This is a genomic window from Rhizobium sp. SAFR-030, assembly GCF_059415005.1.
In genome coordinates this window covers 974,309-1,000,128 of sequence record NZ_JBPFDO010000001.1, presented here as the reverse complement: position 1 = coordinate 1,000,128, position 25,820 = coordinate 974,309, and the positions used below count along the sequence as shown (strand labels likewise).

The window sequence follows — 25,820 nt, the reverse complement described above, 5'->3', positions numbered from 1 at the left end:
GGGGGACTGCATTTGCGTTTTCAGGGGTGTTCCATGGTCATCGATCGTATGCTTGCGCGCTTTCGGATTCAAACCAAGGTCGTGGCATTCATTGTGCCGTTCGTCGTCAGTATCTCGGCGGTCGGACTGTCCGGCATCTACGCGTCCAATCTGCTGCAGAGCCGGATGGACATGTCGAATGCGGTGCTGCAGTCGCTGAGCGGCTTCAAGGGCGTGTATGCCAGCATGACCGAATTCCTCCGCCACACCAGCGATGAATCGCGCAAGGCGCTCGATCAGCAGATCAAGGAACAGATCGATCAGCTGAAGACCGTGCGCTCCGGCGCCAACAACGATCAGGGCCAGGACGAGATCGATTCCGCCATCACCGGTGCGGACGCGATCGACAACCAGATCGACCAGCTATGGGCCTCCTTCCAGGAAGAGACATCCGTGCGTGCCGGCCTCAACGCCGATCTCGCCGCCATCGTCAAGCTGCAGTCGGCTCTCCTCAGCTACGCAACCGTCAGCCGCGGCAACCTGGGCCAGGACGAGGCCAAGGCCAAGTCTCTGCTGCGCGACGCCGAGAAGCTGACGCGCGGCTCCGCGACCATTGCCAAGATGGTCACCGATTTCAACGGCCAGACCGCGCCGGAACAGAAGATGAGCATCGCCAAGGACCAGCTGCCGGCTGTCTCCGCCGCCGTTGCCGAAGTCGCCGCGGCCCTGCCGCTCGACCAGAAGGTTCTCGCAGACCAGCTGAAGGACAGCGTCCAGCAGATCCGCACCCAGCTCGAAATCGGCGTCGTCAACGACACGACGGTCGGTTCGGCCGAGCGCGCCGTCAACCTCATGCGGCCATCCTCCATCCGCCTCCAGGGCGCCGCATCCACCAAGGCACGCCAGGCGACCGAAGTGTTCGGCCAGCTGGACGCGCCGATCGCCACGGCAACCAACTTCCTGAATGCCGCACGCCAGGTCCTCGACGCCGGCAAGATCGTCGAACTGAAGGCGACAACCTACGCGACCGCCCCGGATGCCGGTGTGCTCGGCGAACTGCAGGGCGCGCTGATGTCGCTGCAGATTGCTGCCGGCACCCTGAAGATGGATGAGAGCTATCCAGTCGAGGCCCGCAACCGCGCCAGCGCCATCCTGCCGCTGACCGAGACGCTGGAAGCCAAGGCGACGTCGCTGCTCGACCTGTCGAAGAAGCGCGTCGACGCCTTCAACGCCGCCGCCCAGCAGATCGACGTCATCTGGACCAACCTGACGCGGTTTGCCGCAGAGCAGCGCGATGCCGCCGGCACCGAGCGCGACCGCGCCAACCAGATTTCGATCACCGCCACGGCACTCGGCATCCTTGTCGCCATCTTCGCCGGTATCGGCCTGATCTTCACCTTCAAGGGTCCAATCCTTCAGATTGCCGCCACCATGCGCCGCCTGGCGGCCGGCGACCTGGAGACCGCTATCGAGGGCGAGGCACGTCGCGACGAGATCGGCGACATGGCCCGCGCACTCGGCATCTTCAAGGAGAACGCCCAGGAGAAGGTCCGCATCGAAGCGATGAGCGAGCAGGAACGCGCTGCCGCCGACGCCGAGCGGGAAGGCAACGAGCGGGAAAAGCAGGAAATCGACCGGCAGATCCAGTTTGCCGTCGGCGCCCTGGCGCAGGGGCTGGAGCGTCTCGCCGACGGCGATGTCTCCACCACTCTCGATACCCCCTTCGTCGGACGCCTCGAACAGCTGCGCACCGATTTCAACCGCTCGATGATGCGGCTCCAGGATACCATCGGCCTCATCCAGCAGAACGTCTCGGCCATCCAGGGCAACGTCCGTCAGATGTCGCATTCCACCGACGACCTGTCGCGGCGCACGGAAACCCAGGCCGCCTCGCTGGAGCAGACGGCAGCCGCCGTCGGCGAAGTGACGGCAAATGTCCGCGCAGCCGCCGAACAGGCGCGCGAAGCGAACGGTATTGTTGCGGATACCCGCCGCAGCACCGACGGCTCGCTGGTCATCGTCCGCAATGCGGTATCCGCCATGGAACGCATCGAGGGTGCCTCGCAGAAGATTGGCCAGATCACCGAGGTAATCGACGGTATCGCCTTCCAGACCAATCTGCTGGCGCTGAACGCCGGCGTCGAGGCGGCGCGTGCCGGCGATGCGGGCAAGGGTTTTGCCGTCGTCGCCCAGGAAGTGCGCGAACTGGCGCAGCGCTCCGCAAGTGCCGCAAAGGAGATCAAGCAGTTGATCAACGCCTCGACCACCGAAGTCGCCAACGGCTCGCTGCTGGTCCAGCAGACGGGTGACGCGTTGGCCTCGATCGGCGATCAGGTGTCGCAGATCGCAACGCGCGTCGAGACCATCGCCGGCGCCTCCCGCGATCAGTCGGCAGCGCTGCAGGAGGTCAATGGCGCCGTCAACCAGATGGACCAGCTGACCCAGCAGAACGCCGCAATGGTCGAGGAGACGAGCGCCTCCAGCCGTCAGCTGGCGGAAGAAGCCGACCAGCTCGTCGCGCTGCTCGACCAGTTCCGCGTCGAGCCTGAAGCCGGATCCGCCTATGGATCAGGCCGCCGCGCCGCCTGACCAGCGTTATTCTGAAAGCCCTGGCCCTCCGCGAGCAATCACGGAGGGCCTTATGATTTCTGCGGCCAGCTTTCATCGCGCGTCGACGATTCAAGACTTGTTAATCCGCGTATCTCATTCTGCCTCAATGCGCGCACAGTCGTCGTGTACCCGGACTGTGTAGCGCTTCCCTGACGGGCGACCGTGGGGATGTCCAGTGGTTGAGGATACCGATCATGCAGAAGCCTCGTGCGCGTGCCGTTGCCATTGCCGAAACCAAGTCTCTCCTGCGTATGCGCCTTCTGGTGCTGGCTGCCGGTGCAACCGCAGCGCTCCTGGCAATGCCGGGCCTCTTCTAGGCACTGCAGCCGTCCACCTTGTCGCAGGGTCGGTACCACCGGCAGCATCCGCGCGAGCGCCTGGATGCGGCGGCGAACCTCAGGTCGCTACCCTCAAAATTGATAAACCGCAGGTTTAGGAAGTTTTTATCGACTTTTCCTAGAATGTCCTCTCTGGCTCGCTGCCAAGAAGGGACCGATATGTCGAAAATCATTCCTGCGTCTGTCACGTCGCGCATCCTGATCCTCTGCCTTCTCCTGGTCGTTACCGCCGTCACGGCGGTGGGTGGCATGACCTATGCCTATCTGCGCGCGGAGACGATGGAGAAAAGTGCCGACGATGCACGCTCGGCGATGCGCGCCATGGCCATCCTCTACAATGGTTCGGTACAGGGCTCGCAGCTGTCCGTCACCGACGGTACGGTGACCCGCGTCCGACAGGACGGCAAGGTCGAGCTGGCAGATCACACGCTGGTCGATCGCACGGCGCAATCGATTGCCGGCGTCGCCACGGTCTTCCAGAAGCAGGGCAGCGACTACGTCCGCATCTCCACCAACGTCAAGAAGGAAAGCGGCGAACGGGCGACCGGCACCAAGCTGGCGGCAGACCACCCGGCCCAGGCGGCGCTGGCCCGAGGCGAGGCCTATTACGGGCCGGCCGAATTGTTCGGCCGCAGCTTCATCACCGGCTACTTCCCGGTCACCGACACGAGCGGTGCGGTCTCCGGCGTTCTCTTCATCGGCATTCCGCTGGAGGTCTATTTCGCACAGATCGCCAATTCCGCATGGGTGATGATCGTCACCGGTTTGATCGCCATGGCCACCGTCTGCCTCGTCGGCTTCCTGATGACCCGCAGGCTTGTTCATCCGCTGACCGTGCTGACCGAGAGCATCCGCCTTATCGCCGGCGGCAAGGACACCGAGATCCCCTACACCAGCCGCCGCAACGAGTTCGGCAACATTGCCCGGGCGCTGGAGGTCTTCCGCACCAACGCCCGCGACAAGCAGATGGTCGAGAGCCAGTCAGCGGAAGCCCGCGCCGAAGCCGATCGCGAACGGATCCGACGCGACGCGGAAAAGCAGCAGGTCGACCTGCAGATCGACGTGGCCGTCGCGGAACTCGGATCGGCCCTTTCGCGTCTGGCCCAGGGCGACCTGTCACAGACCATCGAGACCAGCTTCTCTGGCAGGCTGGAGCAGCTGCGCGCCGACTTCAACAGCTCGATCACTCGCCTGCGCGATACCATGGGGCATATCCGTTCCAGCACGCTGACCATCCAGAGAGGAACCGCCGATCTCAGCGTCGCGTCCGACGACCTGGCGCGCCGCACGGAATCCCAGGCTGCCTCGCTGGAGGAAACCGCCGCCGCCGTCGACGAGATCACCGTGACGGTCGCCAATTCCGCCAGCCGCGCCAGGGAAGCCAACGAGGCCGTCTCGACGACCAGGAAAACCGCCGACAGTTCCTCGACCGTCGTCAGCAATGCCGTCGACGCGATGGGCCGCATCGAGGAAGCCTCGACGAAGATCGAGCTGATCATCGAAGTCATCGACGATATCGCCTTCCAGACCAACCTGCTGGCACTCAATGCCGGCATCGAGGCGGCCCGCGCCGGAGAAGCCGGCAAGGGCTTTGCCGTCGTCGCTCAGGAGGTTCGCGAACTCGCACAGCGGTCCGCAAGCGCCGCACGCGAGATCAAGGGTCTGATCAACCAGTCGAGCACCGAAGTGCGCAACGGATCGGATCTCGTGCAGCAGGCCGGCAAGGTTCTGGCGGCGATCAGCGAACAGATTGCCGGCGCCAGCCAGCATGTCGATTCCATCGCCACCGCCAGCCAGGATCAGTCGGCGGCGCTGAAGGAGATCAACGGCACCGTCAACAGGATGGACCAGCTGACCCAGCAGAACGGTGCCATGGTCGCCGAGACCAACCAGGCGAGCATCCAGCTGGCGGCCGAGGCGGATCGCCTGCTGGCCCTGGTCGAACGGTTCCGCATTGAAGCGGCGCAGCAGGGTCTCGGTAGCCGCCGCGCCGCCTGAGCGCGAACGAGTCTGGCCCATATCCTATAATGCAAGACGGGGGCGCCCACATCAGGCGCCCCCGTCTCTTTAGCGTAAGCCCGTGAAAGACGGCGATCAGCGCTGAGCCGCGACGATCACCGGGATCATCAGGTCGCCCCAGTTGCCGTCGCCGCCGTGGTGGCGGGCCGAACGCACCAGTTCGACCGAGACGCCGGCCTCGACCGCCTTCATCACCGAATGGTTCAGGCGATGCAGGTCATTGGCCAGCATGCGGATCGCCGCCTGCTGATCGGTCGTCATCGTCGTGCTCTGCTCGTCGGCGCGTTCCTTGACGCGGGTCTGGACGTTCATGGCATTTCTCCTCTCGGGTTCTTGAGATTCATGTTGGGCTGGAGGCCCCTCCCAACCCTCCCCACAAGGGGGGGGCTAATCCGGCCGCACCCTTGGATGTGGGAGGCGACGGGTGCCACGCAGTCTCTCCCCCCTTGTGGGGGAGATGGCCGGCAGGCCAGAGAGGGGTTTCACTTACGAACCCGGCCTATTCCGCCGCCGGGCGGAACTGCTCGTGCTCGGTCGATTCGTGCATGGCGGTCGTCGAAGACTGGCCGCCGGTGATCGCCATCGAGACGGCGTCGAAGTAGCCGGTTCCCACCTCGCGCTGGTGCTTGGTCGCCGTGTAGCCGCGGTCCTCGGCGGCAAATTCCGCCTCCTGCAGCTCGGAATAGGCGGCCATCTGCCGGTCCTTGTAGCCGCGCGCCAGCTCGAACATGCCGAAATTCAGCTGGTGGAAGCCGGCCAGCGTGATGAACTGGAACTTGTAGCCCATCGCCCCCAGCTCGCGCTGGAACTTTGCGATCGTCGCGTCGTCGAGGTTCTTTTTCCAGTTGAACGACGGCGAGCAGTTGTAGGCGAGCTTCTTGCCGGGATGTGCCTTGTGCACGCCTTCGGCGAACTTCCGCGCCTGCTCCAGGTCTGGCTTGGAGGTCTCGCACCAGATGAGGTCGCAGTAGGGCGCATAGGCGACGGCGCGGGCAATGCAGGGCTCCAGGCCGTTCTTCACGTGGTAGAACCCTTCGACGGTCCGGCCGCGATCGTAGTCGACGAACGGCTGGTCGCGCTCATCGATGTCCGACGTCAGGAGCTTTGCCGCCTCTGCGTCGGTGCGAGCGATGACCAGCGTCGGCGTGCCCATGACGTCGGCCGCCAGCCGTGCTGCTGTCAGGTTGCGGATATGCGCCGCTGTCGGGATCAGCACCTTGCCGCCCAGATGGCCGCACTTCTTCTCCGATGCCAGCTGGTCTTCGTAGTGAACGCCGGCAACGCCCGCCTCGATGAACGCCTTCATGATCTCGAAGGCGTTGAGCGGACCGCCGAATCCGGCTTCGGCATCCGCGACGATCGGCGCGAACCAGGTGTCGACCGACAGGCCCTTGCCCTCCGAGGTCTCGATCTGGTCGGCACGCTGCAAAGTCCTGTTGATGCGCTTGGCAAGCTCCGGTGCGGCATTGGCGGGATAGAGCGACTGGTCGGGATACATGGCGGATGCGGTATTGGCGTCCGCCGCGACCTGCCACCCGGAGAGATAGATCGCCTTCAGCCCGGCGCGCACCATCTGCATCGCCTGGTTGCCGGAGAGCGCGCCGAGCGCATTGACGAGGTCCTCGCTCTCGAGCAGCTGCCACAGCCGGTTGGCGCCCATCTCGGCAAGCGAGTAGCGGATCTCGATGGAGCCGCGCAGCCGCTCGACGTCCTCGGCGCCGTAGGGGCGTTCGATGCCGTCGAAGCGACCGGCTGGAGCGTTGCGAACCAGTGTGTAAAAATCTGTCATGATCTTGTCTTCCTCCCTGTGCGGTAATAACCAGCTCGCCCGATCATCGGATCTGGGAGCCAGTGTCTGAGGGCTAATTTACACAGGGACGAAGAGGCCCGGAAGAAAAGAAGCAGAAACAGTGTGGTAATTCGGGTCAGACTGTCTTGCCTTTGACTGCCATCGCTGTAAACTTGTCATAGTTGTAAAAGCGGTCGCAGTGGTGAAACTGTAAAGACTGTGACGGAGGAGATATGGCGGAACGCAAGATCTTCGCCGGACCGCGTGTCCGCCGGCTGCGGCTAAGCCTCGGTCTGACGCAGACGGCGATGGCCGAGGGGTTGGGTATCTCGCCGTCCTATCTCAATCTCATCGAGCGCAATCAGCGGCCGCTCACCGTCCAACTGCTGCTGCGGCTGTCGTCTGTCTACAAGGTCGATCTCGATCAACTGCAGGGCGAGGGCGGTGGGCTTGCCGTACAGTTGCGAGAGGTGTTTGCCGATCCGCTGCTGGCCGGCGAGATCCCCGGTGATCAGGAACTCGTCGAGGTATCGGAAGGCGCTCCCAATGCCGCCGTTGGCATGGTCAAGCTCTACCGGGCCTACCGCGAGCAGGCCGCCCGGCTGTCGGATCTTGCCGATCTTCTCGCCCGCGAGGGCCATCAAACCTCGCTTGCCGGCACCCGCCTGCCGATGGATGAGGTGCGCGAGACGCTGGAGCGCCGTTCCGCCTTCCATCCGCGCATCGAGGATGCCGCCGAAACCCTGACGGCGCAGCTGTCGGCGGGAGACGATCTCTCCGGCGCACTGAAGGACCGGTTGCGGACAAGCCACGGCATCGCCGTGCGTACGCTGCCTGTCCACGCCATGCCGACGCTGCGTCGGCGCTTCGACCGGCACTCCATGCGGCTGTTCCTCTCGGAGCGCCTGTCGCCGGCAGACCGCGTCCGGGAGATGGCGCAGGAGCTGGCGCTTTTGTCGTTTGGCCCGGTGATCGCAACCGAGGTCGAAAGTTTCGCTTTCACAAGCAGCGAGGCCATGCGCATCGCCAGGTTCGACTTTGCCCGGCATGCGGCGCATGCGCTGATGATGCCGTACCAGGCGTTCCTCTCCGCCGCGCAAAAGAGCCGTTACGACATCGATCTGCTGGCGGCGCGTTTTGAGGTGTCGTTCGAACAGGCGGCGCATCGCTTGGTCATGCTCGGTCGGCCGGGAGGCGCGGTGCCGCCATTTTTCCTGATGGAGGCTGATCATGCCGGCAACATCATTCGGCGCGCCGGCGCACAAGGGTTTCCGCATGCCCGCTTTGGCGGGCGCTGTCCCAAGCTCAGCCTTCACGCGGCCTTCGCCCAGCCGGGGCAGATCCTCGTGGATCGCGTCGAGATGCCGGACGGCGGCCGTTTCCTCACCGTCAGCCGTACGCTGGAAGGGCCCAAGGCCGCGTTCGGCGAGCGGCTGCGGCGCACGGCGATCCTGATCGGCAGCGAGTGGGATGCAGCGGCCGAAACGGTCTATGCTGCCGCTGCCGAACTGCCGGCAGCCGGTGTCGCTGCGGGAACCGCCTGTCGGCTCTGCGAGCGCCAGGGCTGCCTGTCTCGGGCAGAACCGCCACTGACCCGGCCGTTGGGTCTCGACGAGATGGTCGCGGGCCTCAGCGCCTTCGATTTTCAAGGATGACGGACGTAACCAAACCTGTGTGCGACGCCACATGTTTTCGCTTGTGACGCGCGGCGTTCCTTTCTACTCTTTCCCCAAACGGGAAGAAAAATCATCGCCGTTCGCTTCGTCGGACGGGATGGCGGGAACAGGAGAAGATCATGAAGCCGAACGCGCTCTGCATCATCGGGCTTGCCACGACAATTCTCGGCGCGACCACGGCGCTGGCGCAGGAGCGCGTCGTGCACGTCTACAACTGGTCCGACTATATCGACGAGACGATCCTTACCGACTTCACCAAGGAAACCGGCATCAAGGTCGTCTACGACGTCTTCGACAGCAATGAACTGGTGGAGACCAAGCTGCTCGCGGGCGGTTCGGGCTACGACGTCGTGGTGCCGACTGGTCCCTTCCTTGCCCGCCAGATCCAGGCCGGCGTATTCCAGAAGCTCGACAAGTCGAAGCTGCCGAACCTCGTCAACCTGTGGCCGCTGGTCTCGGAGCGCCTGGCGAAATACGATCCGGGCAACGAATATGCGGTCAACTACATGTGGGGCACCACCGGCATCGGCTACAACGTCGCCAAGGTGAAGGCGGCGCTTGGGGACACTCCGGTCGACAGCTGGGATGTTCTCTTCAAGCCGGAGAATGCCGAGAAGCTGAAGGCCTGCGGGATCAACATGCTGGACGCGTCCGACGAAACCTTCGCGATCGGCATGAACTACATCGGCAAGGATCCCGACAGCAAGGCAACCGCCGATCTGCAGGCTGGCGGCGAGGTCTACAAGCAGATCCGCCCGAGCATCAAGACCTTCAACTCGTCGGCCTATATCAACGATCTCGCCAATGGCGACATCTGCATGACGGTCGGCTGGTCGGGCGATATCCTGCAGGCGAAGTCGCGTGCCGAGGAGGCCAAGAACGGCGTCGAGATCGAGTACGTGATCCCGAAGGAAGGCACCTACATGTGGTTCGACAACCTGGCGATCCCGGCGGACGCCAAGAATGTCGAGGAGGCGCATGCCTTCATCAACTACCTGATGAAGCCGGAGGTCATCGCCAAGGCCTCGAACTACGTCCAGTATGCCAACGGCAATCTGGCCGCCCAGAAAGTCATGGAAGAGTCGGTGGTCAAGAACCCGGCCGTCTATCCGAGCGAGACGACGCTCGCCAAGCTCTTCACCATCTCGCCTTACGGCCCGAAGGAGCAGCGGGTGATCAACCGCGAGTGGACGGCGATCAAGACCGGCAAGTAAGCTGTCAAGACAGCGGCCAATACCGGTGGCATGAAGGGTAGCCACCGGTCCATGGTCGGATGGCTTGATGGGAACGGATAAGGGCGGGGCATGGCGAAAACTCTCGGACCGGTTAAGCGGAAATTCTCACCCTGGACCGATCCCTCGGCCAAGCCCTTCATCCGTTTCGAGAACATCACCAAGCGCTACGGTAATTTTACCGCCGTCGATAACCTGACGCTCGATATCTACGAGCGCGAGTTCTTCTCGCTGCTTGGCCCCTCGGGTTGCGGCAAGACCACACTGATGCGCATGCTGGCCGGCTTCGAGGAGCCGACCGAGGGGCGCATCTTCCTGCAGGGCAAGGACCTATCGGGCACGCCGCCCTACAAGCGGCCGACCAACATGATGTTCCAGAGCTACGCGCTGTTTCCGCACATGACGGTCGAGAAGAACATCGCCTTCGGTCTGCAGCAGGACGGACTGTCGAAGGCCGACATTGCGGCGCGTGTCGAGGAGATGCTGAAGCTCGTCAAGCTCGACAGCTTTGCGAGGCGCAAACCGGCGCAGCTGTCGGGCGGCCAGCGGCAGCGCGTGGCGCTTGCCCGGTCGCTTGCCAAGCGTCCCAAGGTGCTGCTGCTCGACGAGCCGCTCGGCGCGCTGGATCGCAAGCTGCGCGAGGAAACCCAGTTCGAGCTGATGGACATTCAGCATACGCTTGGCCTGACCTTCCTGATCGTCACCCACGACCAGGAAGAAGCGATGACCGTGTCGGACCGGATCGCGGTCATGGACAAGGGCGAGGTGGTCCAGGTGGCAACACCGGCGGAGATCTACGAGGCGCCGAACAGCCGCTACGTCGCTGAATTCATCGGCGACATCAATCTCATGGAATGCTCGGTAGTCGGCAACCGCGCCGGCGATCCGCCGGTCGTGACGCTCGAATGCGACGGACTGACGGTTGCCGTCGAGCAGGAATGCGCGGCCTCCGTCGGCGAGCGTGTGGCCTTTGCGGTGCGTCCGGAAAAAGTCCGCATGTCGATCGACCCGCCCGCCGATAGCAGCGTCAATGCCGTGCACGGCGAGGTCTGGGACATCGGCTATCTCGGCGACTTTTCCGTGTTCCTCGTCAGGCTGGAGGACGGGCGCATCATTCGCGCCGCCCAGGCCAATGTCGCGCGGCTCGTAGACCGCCCGATCACCTTTGGCGACATGGTGTGGCTCAGCTGGCCGCTCGATGCCGGCCTCGTCTTGATGCGATAGGAGGGACGGATGGCGGAAACCGGCGCTGCTTCGCAAACCAATCCGCTCCGCTGGCTGGTGGTGGCGGTCCCCTACATCTGGCTTCTGCTGTTCTTCGTCGCGCCCTTCCTGATCATCCTGAAGATTTCGCTGTCTGATACGGCGATCGCCATGCCGCCCTACACGCCGACCTTCGGTGGCATCGGCGCCATCGACGAATTCCTGTCGCAACTCGATTTCGAGAACTACGCCTTCCTCGCCGACGATCCCCTCTATATCGGCGCCTACCTGTCTTCGCTGCGCATCGCGCTGATCTCGACGCTGATGCTGCTGCTGATCGGCTATCCGATGGCGCTGGCCATGGCCCGTGCGCCGTCGACCATCCGCCCGACGCTGCTGATGATGGTGATCCTGCCGTTCTGGACGTCGTTCCTCATCCGCGTCTATGCCTGGATCGGCATCCTCAAGCCGGAAGGCCTGCTGACCCTGCTGTTGCAGAGCCTGCATCTGCTGGGCCCGCACGAGCAGGTCAACATCTTCCGCACCGACTACGCGGTGTTCATCGGCATGGTCTATTCCTATCTGCCGTTCATGGTGCTGCCGCTCTACGCGGCGCTGGAAAAAATGGACGGCACGCTGCTGGAAGCCGCCAGCGATCTCGGCTGCCCGCCGTGGCAGGCGTTCTGGAAGATCACCTTTCCGCTCTCCCTGCCGGGCGTCATCGCCGGCGCGCTGATCTGCTTCATTCCGATCACCGGCGAGTTCGTCATCCCCGACCTGCTCGGCGGCGCCGAAACGCTGATGATCGGCAAGACGCTGTGGATGGAGTTCTTTGGCAATCGCGACTGGCCGCTGGCATCCGCGGTCGCGGTGCTCCTGCTGCTGGCGCTCGTCATCCCCATCGTCATCTTCCAGAACCAGCAGCAGAAGGTGGGATGACATGAAGCCCTCCCGTTTCGACAGCACCGTCCTGACGATCTGCTTTGCGTTTCTCTACATCCCGATCGTCATCCTCGTCGTCTACTCGTTCAATGCCTCGAAACTGGTCACCGTCTGGGGAGGTTTTTCACTCGAGTGGTACCGGGTGATGTGGTCGAACCAGGGGCTGATGGATGCGGCCTGGGTCACCGCACGGGTCGGATTGCTCAGCGCCACGCTCGGCACGATCCTCGGCACTCTCGCCGCACTGACGCTCGTCCGCTACCAGAAATTCCCCGGCCGAACGGCGTTCACCGGCATGATCTACGCGCCGCTGGTCATGCCGGAAGTCATCACCGGGCTGTCGCTGCTGCTGCTGTTCGTCGCGGTAAATGTCGATCGCGGCTTCTGGACGGTCACCATCGCCCATACGACATTCACGATGTGCTATGTGGCGATCATCGTCCAGTCGCGGCTGTTGACCTTTGATCGCAGCCTTGAGGAGGCGGCACTCGATCTCGGCTGTCCGCCGGTGAAGACCTTCTTCACGATCACCTTGCCGCTGATCCTGCCGGCCATCGTCTCGGGATGGATGCTCGCCTTCACCCTGTCGCTCGACGATCTGGTGATTGCCAGCTTCACCACCGGGCCGGGTGCCACGACGCTGCCGATCAAGATCTACAGCCAGGTGCGCCTTGGGGTGACGCCGGAAATCAACGCCATCTGCACGATCCTCATCGGCTTCGTGACGCTCGGCGTCATCGCCGCGTCCATCGGCACGAAGCGCGCTGAGGTCAGGCGGATCCGGGATGAACATGCTGCGGTGCGCGCCATCGGTTGATGCACGCAGAAACGCCGGCCCCGCGAGGGACCGGCGTCGTACATCCTGAACTCAGGACAAGCTATTAACGGTGGCCGACATGTGCCTGGGCGGCGGTTTCACCGACCGACATGGCGCGGGAGAGCGGGATGAGCTGCCACAGGGCCGACAGACCAACCAGCACGTAGACGATGGTTGCCAGCGTCGTATCCTGACCGCCGAAGATCGTTGCGACGAGGTCGAAGTTGAACAGGCCAACCAGCAGCCAGTTCAGGCCGCCAACGATGATGAGAAGCAGGGTGATGATGTTGAGTGCACGCATTGATCTGTCCTTTCAGAGAGTTATGTGACTCTAGAACTGACACTTGCGCAGTTTGTTCCTTTCGGCTTTTTTAAGGCGAAGGATCATTTGGGGCGAGCGGCAGCGCTGGCCAGATCACCGGGTCCGGCCACGCGCCGCCGATGAACAGGTTGAGCGGCGGCAATCCGCCCGCAGTATCCTCAAGGGTTGCTGACAGAGACAGGCTGTGCGTCAGGTAGGGGATGACGCCGGCAAGCGAGAGTGTCTGCTCCGCGCTCACCATCTTCGCCGTCCGGATCTCGGCACTGCCAGCCGACAGGTCGGCGAGCACTTCGAGCGTATGAAACCCGGTATTTCCGCTGCCGGCCTGGTTGAGCGAAAAGTAGGAACTGGTGGCGGCAAGACCCCGGATCTTGTTCATCGCAAGTCCCGAAATCGTGCCGTTCTGCCCCGTAAGATGCAGTGTGCCGGCAAGATCCTCGGGACGGGCCTGAGCAACCGCCCTGCTGAGTGACAGGTTGGCATCGAGTGATACCGGTCCGGCGATCTGCGGCCCCGACAGCGACATCTGCTGGGCAACGCTCTCCGCATCAACATTGCGGGCCGAAAGCGTGAGGCTGGTCACCGGCTGCGGTGCAAGGTCCATGCGCAACTGGCCGGTCAGGCTTCCCGTCGACAGGTCGCTGTCGAGGATATCCACCTGCGCGCGCCGGGCATCGGACAGGATGCTGACCGCGGCGTTCGTCAGCGCCAGCCTGCCGAGGCGCGCCTCGTTTGCGGAAAATCGGACATCGAACCCGAGCTGCCGCTCGAAGGGTGGCAGGGCCGCGGGATCGAGCACCTCCGCTTCCGTGCGGTCATCGGAGATCGCCGTCACCAGCGCCCAGAGATCCAGCTTGTCGAAGGCGAGCGTGCCGGTCACACGAGGCGGCAGCTTGTCCGTCGCCATGATCAGGTCCATGACGCCGGTGCCGCGCGTTCCGTTGGCGGCGATCGCCATACGGTCGAACCGCAGCACTCGGTCCAGGGTTATGAGGCTCGCCGACAGGGTCAGATCGGTCAGCCGATCGGCGGTGTGGATCGGCAGGTTCGCCCAGCGGACCACATCGGCGACTCTCGGCACGCTGAGCTGCAGGTCGCCCGAGAAGAACGCATAGGTGGCGAGATCGGCGCGTCCGGAAAAGCTGAGCGAGGCCAGCGCCGACTGCAGCGATGCGGTGATCTCGGTGCTGCGTCCGGCAAGCAGCATCAGTGGCTGCGGCGAGCCGAGGTCGATATCCATCACCTGGTCGCGCACTGCGGCGCGGATCCTCAGCCTGGCTGCGGAGCTGAGACGCGGCCACGACAGCGATCCCTGGATGTCCTCGAGCGCCAGCCGCCGACCGTGCGTATCGGCAATCTCCAGCCGGCCGCCGGTGATCTCGACATCGCCGATGACCGGGTCGGGGTTCTCGGTCGGAGCGGTCGTCGGTGCTGACGCACCGGCAACGGCCCGCCCCAGCAAACCGTCACTGCTCCAGTTCAGCTTTCCGGCATCATCGACGGTCACCTTGATATCGGGCGACACGAGATCGAAGTCTTCGAACACCGGCTTGCCGCGCAGTGCTTCGAGGATGCTGAAACGCGCCGACATCGCGCCGATCCGTCCGAGTATCTCGGCGTCGGGACCATCGCCGTCGCGGATGGTGATGCCGCTGAGAGTGACCAGCGGTCGTGGCCAGAAGGTGAGCTCCGGCGATCCTTCAATCGCGACCTCGTGACCGAGCCAGGCTTCGACGGCGGTCTCCATGCTTTCACGCACCAGACTTGAGGAGACGAGTGCCGGAGCAAGAATGCGAAACAGCAGGACCAGCACCAGAAGGCCGGCGCTGGCGATCAGCGTGGTCCGGACAAGCATGCGGCGCGGTTTAGCGGAACTCATGTGTCTGAGCCGTTGCTTTCTGAAACAGGGTGGCATGGATGCCGTGGCGTCTGGTTAGCTGAATTGCGAGACGCTTGCAAACACAGGGCTTTGCATGTCGTAGCGCTAAGATAAGGCAATGTTTTCAGCCTGCTGACCTCGGACCCATTGTTTCAGCGATGTCGAATTGTGCGATACCGTACCGATCGGCTGGAAAGCGCATCTGGGGAGCGAGGACGGCCGCAGTTTTAACAGGTTGTTAATCTGCAACCCGGACGATGAACTCAGACTGGCGGACAAGCGAGCAGTCCGCGTTCTGGAACTATTCTGGACCATCCATCAGCATCAACTTGAAGGCAGCCTTGGCTGCCTTTTTCTTTGGCCGGACGCTGCAGCCTTCGGTCGATCTTACCGAACCTGCACTGACCGAGAACAGGAGGGCGCCGCACCAGTCAATGCGCCGACACCCCTGTTGCCGCAGCTCTTGCCTGCCTCAGTTCGCCAGTACCCGCTGCGAGGGGAAGGTGATTTCCACCAGCGTTCCCTCGTTGGGCGCCGAGTTGATCGCGAAAGCGGCGCGATTGGCATCGACCATCGCCTTTGTCAGCGGCAGGCCAAGCCCGGTTCCGTCGCCGCGTTTGCGGCCGGCACCGGCCACCTGGCGGAACGGCTTCATGGCAAGCTCGAGCTCGGCCCGGGTCATGCCGATCCCCGTGTCGCGGATGCGAAGCACGACATTGCCGTTCGCCTCGTAGGCGCTGGAGACCACGATCTGGCCGCCGGAAGGCGTGAAGCGGATCGCATTCGACAGGATGTTGAGGACGATCTGCTTGATCGACCGCAGATCGGCGACCACCGGCGGCACTGCCTGCGACAGGGCCGTGCGGATGATCACCCGCTGGCTGTTGGCCTGCGGCTGGACCAGCGACACGGCTTCCGAAACGGTCTCGTTCAGTCCGACGGCGGCGAAATCCAGCTCCATTTCGCCGGCCTCGATCTTCGAGATGTCGAGGAGGTCGTTGACGATGTCGAGCACATGACGCCCGGAACGGCCGATATCGTTGGCATACTCCACGTAGCGCGGGTGGCCGATCTGCCCGAGCCGTTCAGTTGCCATCATGTCGGCGAAGCCGATGATTGCATTGAGCGGCGTACGGATCTCGTGGCTCACATGTGCGAGGAAATCGCTCTTGTGGGCGTTGGCGGTTTCGGCGGCGCGCTTGGCGTTGCGAAGCTCCTCTTCGGTGCGCTTCCACTGGGTGATGTCGCGGATGACGGCGCAGTAGCCGTGCGACGAGGAGAGGTGGCCGATGGTCATGAAGATCGGCAGGAAGCCGCCGGATGCCTCGCGGCCGATCACCTCGCGGCCATCGTTCAGCAGGCTGGCGACGCCGTTGCCGGCAAGCCCGGCGAGATAATCAAGCACCGACTTCTGGCTTTCATGCGCAAACAGCATGACGAAGGGCCGGCCGGTGGTTTCCTCGTTGTCGTAGTTGAAGAGGGCGCTGGCCGCCCGGTTCATCGAGCGGATCTCGCCTTCGCCGCCGATGGTCACGACGCCATCGGTCGCCGTGTCGAGAATGGCGCGAAGTTCCTCCACTTCGACCTCCAGGCGCGACAGCTCACCGCTATCCACTTCAGTGTCCGCCGATGGCGCCGATGCATGGGCGGCAAACTCCGTCATCGGCATCAGCGCCAGAATGAGTGCCGAATTGCCGTCCCAGCGGATCGACTGCAGGCGGGCGCTCACCGGAACGACCACGTCGTCGGCGCGCACCACGACCATGCCGCCGGCTTCCGCCGTCTTGTCCTCGAGATCCTGGCGCTGCAGCAGCGCGTCCAGACCGCCGACCTCCGACAGTGCGTCGAGCGCGGTGTAGCCGGTCAGCCGCAGGAATTCCGGATTGGCATGGATCAGCCTGTCGCCGCTGTGGACGAGAAGCGCCACCGGCATCTGGTCGATGATGTCGGCGGAAAGCTCCGGGCGCGGCCGCAGCGGGATGGCCTGCGCATAGGCCTCGCTCAGCGAGATCTCATCCTCATCAGGCGCGTCATCGTGCGCTTCGTCGGCTGAGGCAAGCTCTTCCTCCGCATCCCTTTCGGGATCGACGATCTCGTCGACAGCCTCGGCCTTGGTGGTTTCCGCACCGTCGTCGGCCAACTCGTCGTTCGCGTCGGCGAAAACCGCCTCCTGCGCTGCGACCGGACCGGCTTCATCGTCGCTGTCCCCTGGAACGGAATCGGCAGATGCCTCGACCAGCGTTTCGGACGCGGGCGCTTGCGGATCCGGCTGCAGGCCCTGGTCGGGGGCGGGAACGACGTCTTCCGGCGCGGGGCGCGGTGCCGATGTCGCCACCGTCGGGGCATCTGCGGCATCGGGCTCGGTCGGTGCAGCGGTCAGCGTGTCGTCCGGCCGCCGGAACACGTCAAGGCGTCGGGCGATCTCGCGGAAATTGGCCTGCTCGCCCGGCGTCAGCCGGTCGTTGCCGGTCAGCCGCCGCTCGTCGAAACGCACGACCTTGTCGGAAAACTGCTGGCTCGGCGCATCGACGATCCGCAGCACCGGCTTCTCGGTTGCCGGAAGCTCGGTTGCGGGGCGACTGTCGTCTGTCGGTGTTTCGACCGGAGCGTCGGCAGCTGTGTCCGGTGTCTGCTCATCGGCGTCGTCTTCCGGAACACCTGCATCCTGCAGCGCATCGGCAGCCGAGGGCACCAGCTCCTCGGTCGGCGGCTCGATGGGTGCGAACTTGGTTGGCTGGTCGCGGGCCGTGTCGGGCCCGGCAGCGGTCGTGTCCGCATCAGAGGCTTCGACATCCGTGGCGACAGCCTGGCTATCCTGCGCCTCGCGTTCGATCTCCTCGGCCGTCGGCACGAGTTCGACATTTGCCGGCTCCGGCGAAGCGGCGAGGGGGGCGGCATCGTCGATAACATCGTCGAAAACATCGTCGTCAGGCATCGGCGACATCGCGGCAGCAGGTTCAGCCTCATCGGCGACGTCGGGCTCATCGGCGGGCGTCGTCGCCCGCAGCGCCTGCCGTTCCGCCTCGGATGCTGCAAGCACAAGTCCGGTCGCCAGCGGATCCGGCTGCGCGTCGGCCATTCTCAGGATGCCGAAACCGCGGAAGCCGTCGAACTCGCGGCTTCGGGTGTAGGTCGGCAGGGCAGCGAGGTCGATCGGTACCGCCAGTGAGGTTCCCTCGATAGGCCAGCGAATGGTTTTGCCCGACCACGTGTCGCGGCGGCGCAGCAGTTCGTCGATCTTGCCATCCGGATCGAGGTTGAAGAGTGCCGCGACATCGGCGAAGGAGAGCCCGACGACATCGGCCGCATGCGGACCGACGGCTGCAGCAAGTTCCGGCGAGACTTCGCGGAACAGGCCTTCGGCATCGATCTTCCAGACGAAGCGCATGGCGCGCGCATCGGTTCGCGGCGAAAACACCGGCGTCGCTTCAGGCCGTGCGGACGGGGCGATTTGCACGACCGGCGCGGAGACTTCGGGCCGGTTGCCTTCGGATACTTCGTCTTGCGCCGCGGCAGCCAATTCAGGCGCCGGCTCGGCCGGCTCCGCATCGCTGTGCTGGCCATCGGACAGGGCCCCATCCTCGCCGGCGTCGTCGGCCGTCGCAACGTCCGCGGCGGCCGGCGTGAACGGGCTTTCCTCCTCGGCCTCGTCTTCCAGCTCGTCGATGGCGGAGACGGCGGTCAGCGCTTCCTCGAAATCCGGTGCGACGACGGCCAGTCCCGGCTGCTCGACAAGCACGTCGTCGACGGGTAGAGCCTCGTCCGGTGCGGTATCGACATGTTCGGCCGCCTCCGCCGCCTCCGCCGCTGCCTCCTCCGGCTGCGCAGTGTCTTCGATAGCGAGGTCCGGATCCTGCGGAGCGCCGGTCTCCGGCTGCACGAGGAACAGAAGATGCAGCGCCGGCTCGTCGGAAAGCTTTGCCACGGCGCCTGGAAGGTAGCCGAAGGCGGTCGGCACCGGGCGCTTCACCAGCCGTTCGCGGCCGCCGCCGGCAAGCGTCACCAGCATCCGCGCCGTCTGCTGCGTCAGCTGCAGGCTGTCAAATTGCACCGAAGCGGAAATGATGCCGCCCGTTTCGTCCAGCACCGCCACATGCGTTGACGGATCGTCGAAGCCCACCAGCATCTGCCGGGCGCACTCCGCAGGCTTGGGGTCCATGGCGCCGGCGGGCACCGCAAGCAGCACGGCTTCGGCGCCATCCGCCAGCCGGATGCGCTCGCAGAGCGCCGTTACCGCCACCTTCTGGAATCCCTTGGTCATGCGCATGAGGAAGGTGCGGCTGTCGCCCGGACGTTTCAGCTGGCCTGCCGTGGCCGCCGCCTGCCGCAGGGTTAGGTCGCTCTTTGGCGGACCATGGTCGAGAAAATCGTAGAGACTGCGCGCGCCGAACAGTTCCGCACCGCCGCCATTCGCCCAAAGCACCTCGGTCATGTCCTGCGAAAACAGCGCCAGCGCCTTGCCCGCGGCGAAATGCGCGCGCACCCGGTCGTGAACGGCGATGTCTATGAAAGGATATTGCACAGAGGACATGGCGGGCCTTGCAATGAATGCCGTCTTCATCTCACGCGGACGGCAGATTAACACATTGTTAGTAACTTCCCAGCCCCGCCAGATCCACAATCCCCGCGACGGAATTGCCGAACAAGGTTAACCGGAGTTAACGAATTGTGCGCTGCACAATAATGTTGCAGTGCACAACACTAAGTGCTATATAAGAACTTAAGCAGGCTCCGCCATCGGCGCCGTGACCCCCATTAAAGGAGAGTCTCCCATGGCATACAGAACTGACGATATCTTCTCGTTCTCCGCATTCGACCCGTCCAGGATGACCGACAGCCTGCGGGAGATGGCCGAAAAGAGCGCCACCCAGTCCCGCGATGCCTTCGGCAAGATGAAGTCGGTCGCCGAAGATGCCAGCAGGTCGCTGGAAGTCACCATGCAGACGGCGCAGGCCGGCTCGATGGAATTCGGCCTGAAGGCGATCGACGCCATGCGCACCAATGTCGACCTGTCGATGTCGCACATGGAAGCGATGCTTGGTGTCAAGTCGGTGGCCGAACTGATCGAACTGCAGACCGGCTTTGTTCGCAAGCAGGCCGAAATGACGGTCGAGCAGGCAAAGCTCATGCAGGACACCGCGCGCAAGGTCGCCGAAGAGGTTGCACGCCCCGGCCGCGAGGCTGCCGAGAAGGCGATGAGCACCTTCAAGCAGGCCTGACCCCCTGTCTCCCACGCATCGAAGGCCGGGCGGTTTTGCTCGGCCTTTTTGCATCGGGTCGTTCCGAGGGGGCTTGCAAAAAAAATGCAATGCTTCTATGTCACGCCCCAGACGCCGCCGGCCAGATTTGCCGGCGACATGGTATGCGGTTGTAGCTCAGTTGGTTAGAGCGCAGGTTTGTGGCACCTGAGGTCGGAGGTTCAATTCCCCCCAACCGTACCATTTTTCCCGGCACTTCATTTCATCTATCGGCTCACATTCCCGCAGTTTGCCGGCCTGTGTGGCATCTCAAACGAAGATCTGCCGCGCGGCGCCGACGGCATCCTGCAGAAAATCGACGACGGTGCGGATGCGGGCAAGATCCCGCTGGCTTTCGTGGTAGCTCGTCCAGTACGTGCGGTGGATCGTTGTCTGCGGCATGACGCGCACCAGGTCCGGGTATTGCCGCGCCACGTAGTTGTGCAGGATGCAGATACCGGCGCCGGAGCGCACCGCCTCCAGCTGGCCGATCGCCGAGGAGATCTCGAAGCCGGCATCCCAGTTGCGCATCACCTCTCCGGTAAAATCGAGCGACGGCGAGAAGATCAGGTCGTCGACATAGCCGATCCGCCGGTGCCGCTTCAGCGCCTCGGCATCCTCCGGCAGGCCGTCAAGATCCGCATAGCCCTTCGATGCATAGAGGCCGAGCGTGTAGTCGGTCAGCTTCGAGGAAACCAGCCGGCCCTGGTCGGGCTGCTGCAGCGTGATGGCAATATCGGCCTCGCGCAGCGACAGCGAGAAGGAGCGCGGCACCGGTACCAGCTGGATCTTCAGTTCCGGGTGCCGCTCGATCAGCTTTCCGATGCGCGGCGCCAGGAACGACACGCCAAAACCATCCGGCGCGCCGATCCTGACGGTTCCGGCAATCGCCGTATCGGGCCGCCCGAGGCTTGCCTGCGCCGCCAGCATTTCGGTTTCCATGCGTTCGGCGGAGGTGAGAAAGATCTCGCCCTCGGCGGTCAGCTCGCAGCCATGGGTGCGGCGGACGAACAGCCGCGTCTGCAAGGCGGTCTCAAGCGTCGTCAGGCGGCGTGACAGCGTCGCATGGTTGACGCCGAGCCGTCGCGATGCGGCAAGGATCTGGCCGCTGCGGGCGATGGCGAGGAAAATGCGGATGTCGTCCCAGTTCATCTCACGGCCGCCAGCAACCCCGATCGCCCCTCGTCTGCAATGTGCGACCTCTCTCCGTTTTATTGGAACAGGTGAGGGTTACACGACGGGGGGCGGTCGGACTTCAATTTCTGCACAACGGATGCTTAACCCAGCGCATTGCCTTGAGCAAATCGAAGTGTAAGCTTTGCTGAAGCATGAAGACGGAGGAACCATCCATGTACCAGATCGGGCACTTCATCGGCGGCAAGCATGTCGCTGGCACGTCCGGCCGCAGCCAGCCGATTTTCAACCCCGCCACCGGCGAAGCGCAGGGCGAGATCTCGCTTGCCAGCGCCGCCGAGCTTAACGCCGCTGTCGAAAGCGCCAAGGCGGCGCAGCCGAAATGGGCCGCCACCAACCCGCAGCGCCGCGCCCGCGTGTTCATGAAGTTCGTCCAGCTCTTGAACGACAATATGGATGAACTGGCGGTGATGCTGTCGAAGGAGCATGGCAAGACGGTCGAGGATTCGAAGGGCGACATCATCCGCGGCCTGGAAGTCTGCGAGTTCGTCATCGGCATCCCGCATCTGTCGAAGAGCGAGTTCACCGAAGGCGCCGGCCCGAGCATCGACATGTATTCGATCCGCCAGCCGGTCGGCATCGGTGCCGGCATCACGCCGTTCAACTTTCCCGGCATGATCCCGATGTGGATGTTCGCCCCGGCGATCGCCTGCGGCAACGCCTTCATTCTAAAGCCGTCGGAGCGCGATCCGTCGGTGCCGATCCGGCTCGCCGAACTGATGATCGAGGCGGGCCTGCCGGCCGGCATCCTCAATGTCGTCAACGGTGACAAGTCGGCCGTCGACGGCATCCTCACGCATCCGGATATCGCCGCCGTGTCCTTCGTCGGCTCGACGCCGATCGCCCGCTACGTCTATGGCACGGCGGCGATGAACGGCAAGCGCGCCCAGTGCTTCGGCGGCGCCAAGAACCACATGATCATCATGCCGGATGCCGATCTCGACCAGGCTGCCCAGGCGCTGATGGGTGCCGGCTACGGTTCGGCGGGCGAGCGCTGCATGGCAATCTCGGTTGCCGTTCCGGTCGGCGAGGAAACCGCCAACCGGCTGATCGAGAAGCTGACGCCGATGGTGGAAAGCCTGCGCATCGGTCCCTATACGGACGACAAGGCCGACATGGGTCCGGTCGTCACCAAGGAAGCCCAGCAGAAGATCCTCGGCCTGATCGATAGCGGCGTCGAGGCCGGCGCCAAGCTCGTCGTCGACGGTCGCGATTTCAAGCTGCAGGGCTATGAGGACGGCTATTTCGTCGGCGGCTGCCTGTTCGACAACGTCACGCCCGACATGGACATCTACAAGACCGAGATCTTTGGACCGGTTCTGTCGGTCGTGCGCGCCAAAAACTACGAAGAGGCGCTCGATCTGCCGATGCGCCACGAATACGGCAACGGCGTTGCAATCTACACCCGCGATGGCGATGCCGCCCGCGACTTCGCCAGCCGCATCAATATCGGCATGGTCGGCGTCAACGTGCCGATTCCGGTACCGCTCGCCTACCACTCGTTCGGCGGCTGGAAGTCGTCGTCCTTCGGCGACCTCAACCAGCACGGAACGGACTCGATCCGGTTCTGGACGCGCACCAAGACGATCACCTCGCGCTGGCCATCGGGCATCAAGGACGGCGCCGAGTTCGTCATGCCGACGATGAAGTGATCGCCTGCAGGACGTCTGTGATGGAATGGGGAGGGCGCCTTGCGGGCGCCCTCCGGCGTTTCAAGGGTGCTCGGCGACGCGGTATCCACAGCCTCCCGCCTGGTGGGATAAGCTGACGACGATTTTCATATTTTGGAATTGTTCAAAACTTCCGACAGGCTTATATAAGGTTAAATCGAACCCAGGAGTGACGCATGCGTTTGACCAAGCAGACGAACTACGCGGTGCGCATGTTGATGTATTGTGCGGCCAATGAGGGCAATCTCAGCCGCATCCCGGAAATCGCGCGCGCCTATGGCGTATCCGAGCTGTTTCTGTTCAAGATCCTCCAGCCTCTGACGAGAGCCGGCCTGGTCGAAACCGTCCGTGGCCGCAACGGTGGCGTCAAGCTCGGCCGTGCCGCCGAGAAGATCACCCTGTTCGACGTGGTCAGGGTCACCGAAGACAGCTTCGCCATGGCCGAATGCTTCGAGGATGGCGCGGTGGAATGTCCGCTGGTCGACAGCTGCGGCCTGAACGCTGCGCTGCGCAAGGCGCTCAACGCCTTCTTCGACGTGCTGACGCAATACTCGATCGATGATCTAGTCAAGGCGCGTCCGCAGATCAATTTCCTGCTCGGCCTCGATATCCTGCCGGCCCGGCCGTACGCCATCCCTGCCTGATCGACGGCTTTACGACGAGGCGCGGCGCGGACGGCTTTCACGCTTGACCGCGCCTGAGGCTCGCCTCAAGATCTGACCTTACGAATCGCAGATACAGCCTTGAAGCCCGTGCGCGGGCGGTCCCCCGCACGATGTCGCCGCAGATAATCCTTCCCTACATCTACACATTGCTGCTCGGCTCCGCCGGTGCCTTCGTGGCATCCTATCTCGGCCTGCCGGCGCCTTATCTGGTCGGCCCTTCCGCCTGCGTCACGCTGGGCGGGCTTCTCGGGCTGCGGCTCGCTGTCCCGGTGCTCCTGCGCAACGCCGCCTTCCTGTCCGTCGGCCTGTCGATGGGCTCGGGCGTCACGCCGGAAGTATTGCAGGCGGCCGCCGCCTGGCCGGCGAGCTTTGCCATGGTGCTGGTCACCACGGTCCTGCTGCTCTTCGTCGCCTACCGCATCCTGCGCAATGTTTTTCACTACGACGGCGTCACCGCGATGCTCGCCGCCTGTCCGGGCCATCTCAGTTATGTGCTGAGCCTTGCCGCCGGGATGAAGAGCGATCTGCCGAGCGTCGGCATCATCCAGAGCGTCCGGGTTCTGGCGCTCACCCTTCTCGTGCCGCTGATCGTCGAGGTGAACGGCCTGGCGACGAGCGAGACGCTGGGCTTGCCGACCGCGGTCGGGCCGTTGCCGCTCCTGCTGATGGCGCTGCCGGCCGCCATCCTCGGCTTCGGGCTGCTCAGGCTTCGCGTGCCGGCCGCGCTGCTGGTCGGCGGCATGCTCGTCTCCAGCTTCGCTCACCTCGGCGGGCTCGTGAGCGGGCCGATCCCGCAATGGCTGCAGATCCCTGTCTATGTCGTGCTGGGCAGCATGATCGGCACGCGGTTTTCCGGCGTCGCGCTCGCCGATCTGCGCCGGGCCCTCGTCGCCGGCATTGCCGTCACCGTCCTTGCCGGTTCCGTTTCGGCATCCATGGCGCTGCTGGTCTCGACGGCACTCGACGTGCCGCTGGCCGCCGCGCTGATTGCCTTCGCGCCGGGCGGTCTCGAAACGATGGCTGCCATGGCCGTCATCATGCACGCCGATCCGGCCTATGTCGGAACCCATCACATCCTGAGACTTGTCTTTCTGTCGGTGCTCATGCCGCTGGTACTGGCACGCCGCAGCAGATCCTAATTCTTACCCGCGAAAAACTATATTCCTTGTATAGGATATTCGCTCCGTACAGCAGTTGAACAACCGTACAACATGAAGTACTGACGGAGAACAGATCAGTCGATCCGGCTTCTGTATCGAACAAATCCGGTTGACTCACATTGCGAATGAACGTCCCATACAACCGCGGCAGGATAGCAAGCGGATTGGTTGAAGGACTGCTGTTATTATACTGCTGGTAGGGCATGTCGGGTGCCTATGTGCCGGACATGTTCGTTTCCGGCCTGCATTCAACAAGCCAGCCGGCAGATGGCTCAAGTTTTTGAAAACAATGTTTGCGCCGCCTCAAATCTGGCGGCATGCGGAACGCGGGGGCGGTCTGCAGTCGAGGAGCAGGCGATGCGTGGCGTCGCCCTCCTCGGTTCAAGGGGAGTGGGACGCATGAACGGTTTGGTGGTCGGAGCGCGTGGTGCGGGCGATGCGGCAAGGGGAACGGGCCTGCGCCGCATTCCCAAGCAGGATCGCAGCCGCGGACGCATCGACGACATCCTCAACGTGGCGATGGATCTCATCGGTCGCAAGGGCATCGATGCGGTGACGATGAAGGAGATCGCCAGCCTGTCGGGCGGGCCGATCGCGTCCGTCTACCAGTACTTTCCCAACAAGTCGGCGATCATCGCCACCCTTTACCAGCGCTACATCGCCCAGGTGAAAGCCCTGGTGATGAACGGTCTCGTCGATGTCCGCGGCGGAGGCGACATCTGTCGGGCGACCGACGCGATGATCGACCTCTATGCCTTTTTCGTCCGCGGGCATCCGGCGGTGCAGGACCTGGTCAATGCCATACAGGCCGACAAGATGCTCGCCGACATCGACATCTCCGAAACCCGCTTGGTGGCCGCGATGTTCTGCGAAGAGACAGAAGGCTTCATCGACAGGGACCTGCGCGAGCGCTACCGCTGCACGGCCTTCACCATGTGCCACCTGACCGTCAGCCTGGTCCGCCTGGTTCTGAAGGTACCGCCGGAAGAGGGCGATCGGATCATCAGCGATTACAAGGCCTCGGTACGCGCCCAGATCGGCATGTTCGTCGGACGCCCGGCCGAGCTGCCTGCCTGACATCCAGGCGA

Annotated in this window: 18 protein-coding genes, 1 tRNA gene and 1 pseudogene; 14 read left to right on the top strand and 6 right to left on the bottom strand. The window is 63.8% G+C overall.

The window, feature by feature from the left end:
* Positions 1–81 precede the first annotated feature (81 nt).
* The 3 genes from ACR65N_RS05175 (at position 82) to ACR65N_RS05165 (ending at position 4,925) form a co-directional block, all read left to right on the top strand.
* Positions 82–2,568, top strand: a complete 2,487-nt coding sequence (locus ACR65N_RS05175) for a methyl-accepting chemotaxis protein (RefSeq protein ID WP_440456014.1) — start codon at positions 82–84, stop codon at positions 2,566–2,568.
* A gap of 215 nt (positions 2,569–2,783) precedes the next feature.
* On the top strand, positions 2,784–2,906 hold the full coding sequence (locus tag ACR65N_RS05170; RefSeq protein ID WP_440456013.1) for a hypothetical protein: 123 nt from the start codon (positions 2,784–2,786) through the stop codon (positions 2,904–2,906).
* 180 nt (positions 2,907–3,086) lie between these two features.
* Positions 3,087–4,925 (top strand): methyl-accepting chemotaxis protein, encoded by a 1,839-nt coding sequence (locus tag ACR65N_RS05165; protein ID WP_440456012.1) that lies wholly within the window; start codon positions 3,087–3,089, stop codon positions 4,923–4,925.
* Between the two features lie 96 nt (positions 4,926–5,021).
* Here the strand turns inward: ACR65N_RS05165 and ACR65N_RS05160 are convergent, their stop codons facing one another.
* Complete coding sequence (locus tag ACR65N_RS05160) at positions 5,022–5,258, bottom strand: SMc00767 family acetate metabolism repressor (RefSeq protein WP_430305904.1); 237 nt, start codon at positions 5,256–5,258, stop codon at positions 5,022–5,024.
* A gap of 187 nt (positions 5,259–5,445) precedes the next feature.
* On the bottom strand, positions 5,446–6,735 hold the full coding sequence (gene aceA, locus ACR65N_RS05155) for an isocitrate lyase (RefSeq protein WP_440456011.1): 1,290 nt from the start codon (positions 6,733–6,735) through the stop codon (positions 5,446–5,448).
* Between the two features lie 233 nt (positions 6,736–6,968).
* On the opposite strand from aceA, the gene ACR65N_RS05150 reads away from it, so the two are divergent.
* The 5 genes from ACR65N_RS05150 (at position 6,969) to ACR65N_RS05130 (ending at position 12,605) form a co-directional block, all read left to right on the top strand.
* Positions 6,969–8,390 (top strand): helix-turn-helix domain-containing protein, encoded by a 1,422-nt coding sequence (locus ACR65N_RS05150; RefSeq protein ID WP_440456010.1) that lies wholly within the window; start codon positions 6,969–6,971, stop codon positions 8,388–8,390.
* Positions 8,391–8,530: 140 nt separating this feature from the next.
* Entirely contained in the window at positions 8,531–9,625 is a 1,095-nt protein-coding gene (locus tag ACR65N_RS05145) for a polyamine ABC transporter substrate-binding protein (protein ID WP_440456009.1), read from the top strand.
* Positions 9,626–9,715: 90 nt separating this feature from the next.
* Positions 9,716–10,867, top strand: coding sequence for an ABC transporter ATP-binding protein (locus ACR65N_RS05140; RefSeq protein ID WP_440456008.1), 1,152 nt, complete (start codon positions 9,716–9,718; stop codon positions 10,865–10,867).
* 9 nt (positions 10,868–10,876) lie between these two features.
* The gene (locus ACR65N_RS05135) at positions 10,877–11,785 is read left to right on the top strand and encodes an ABC transporter permease subunit (protein WP_440456007.1); all 909 of its coding nucleotides are present in this window, start codon (positions 10,877–10,879) and stop codon (positions 11,783–11,785) included.
* Between the two features lies 1 nt (position 11,786).
* On the top strand, positions 11,787–12,605 hold the full coding sequence (locus ACR65N_RS05130) for an ABC transporter permease (RefSeq protein ID WP_440456006.1): 819 nt from the start codon (positions 11,787–11,789) through the stop codon (positions 12,603–12,605).
* A 64-nt stretch (positions 12,606–12,669) separates the two neighbouring features.
* On the opposite strand, the gene ACR65N_RS05125 is transcribed toward ACR65N_RS05130, so the two are convergent.
* The 3 genes and pseudogenes from ACR65N_RS05125 to ACR65N_RS05115 all read right to left on the bottom strand — a co-directional run.
* Positions 12,670–12,906, bottom strand: a complete 237-nt coding sequence (locus ACR65N_RS05125) for a DUF378 domain-containing protein (RefSeq protein ID WP_430305897.1) — start codon at positions 12,904–12,906, stop codon at positions 12,670–12,672.
* Positions 12,907–12,976: 70 nt separating this feature from the next.
* On the bottom strand, positions 12,977–14,806 hold the full coding sequence (locus tag ACR65N_RS05120; protein WP_440456005.1) for an AsmA family protein: 1,830 nt from the start codon (positions 14,804–14,806) through the stop codon (positions 12,977–12,979).
* A gap of 472 nt (positions 14,807–15,278) precedes the next feature.
* Positions 15,279–16,745 (bottom strand): annotated as a pseudogene (locus tag ACR65N_RS05115) (sensor histidine kinase); the annotation flags it as partial.
* A gap of 2,833 nt (positions 16,746–19,578) precedes the next feature.
* Here ACR65N_RS05115 and ACR65N_RS05110 point away from each other — a divergent pair.
* Together ACR65N_RS05110 and ACR65N_RS05105 are read left to right on the top strand one after the other, a co-directional pair.
* Positions 19,579–20,025 (top strand): phasin family protein, encoded by a 447-nt coding sequence (locus tag ACR65N_RS05110; RefSeq protein ID WP_440456004.1) that lies wholly within the window; start codon positions 19,579–19,581, stop codon positions 20,023–20,025.
* A 145-nt stretch (positions 20,026–20,170) separates the two neighbouring features.
* Positions 20,171–20,247, top strand: a tRNA-His gene (locus ACR65N_RS05105).
* Positions 20,248–20,313: 66 nt separating this feature from the next.
* Here ACR65N_RS05105 and ACR65N_RS05100 read toward each other — a convergent pair.
* The gene (locus tag ACR65N_RS05100) at positions 20,314–21,195 is read right to left on the bottom strand and encodes a LysR family transcriptional regulator (RefSeq protein WP_440456003.1); all 882 of its coding nucleotides are present in this window, start codon (positions 21,193–21,195) and stop codon (positions 20,314–20,316) included.
* Positions 21,196–21,392: 197 nt separating this feature from the next.
* Here ACR65N_RS05100 and ACR65N_RS05095 point away from each other — a divergent pair, with 197 nt between their 5' ends.
* From ACR65N_RS05095 to ACR65N_RS05080, 4 genes are all read left to right on the top strand, one after another.
* Positions 21,393–22,889, top strand: a complete 1,497-nt coding sequence (locus ACR65N_RS05095) for a CoA-acylating methylmalonate-semialdehyde dehydrogenase (protein ID WP_440456002.1) — start codon at positions 21,393–21,395, stop codon at positions 22,887–22,889.
* Positions 22,890–23,083: 194 nt separating this feature from the next.
* Positions 23,084–23,551, top strand: a complete 468-nt coding sequence (rirA, locus tag ACR65N_RS05090) for an iron-responsive transcriptional regulator RirA (RefSeq protein ID WP_430305891.1) — start codon at positions 23,084–23,086, stop codon at positions 23,549–23,551.
* A gap of 131 nt (positions 23,552–23,682) precedes the next feature.
* A complete protein-coding gene (locus ACR65N_RS05085) occupies positions 23,683–24,711 on the top strand; it encodes an AbrB family transcriptional regulator (protein WP_440456001.1) in 1,029 nt (342 codons plus the stop codon).
* A 420-nt stretch (positions 24,712–25,131) separates the two neighbouring features.
* Positions 25,132–25,809, top strand: coding sequence for a TetR/AcrR family transcriptional regulator (locus ACR65N_RS05080; protein WP_440456000.1), 678 nt, complete (start codon positions 25,132–25,134; stop codon positions 25,807–25,809).
* Positions 25,810–25,820 lie beyond the last annotated feature (11 nt).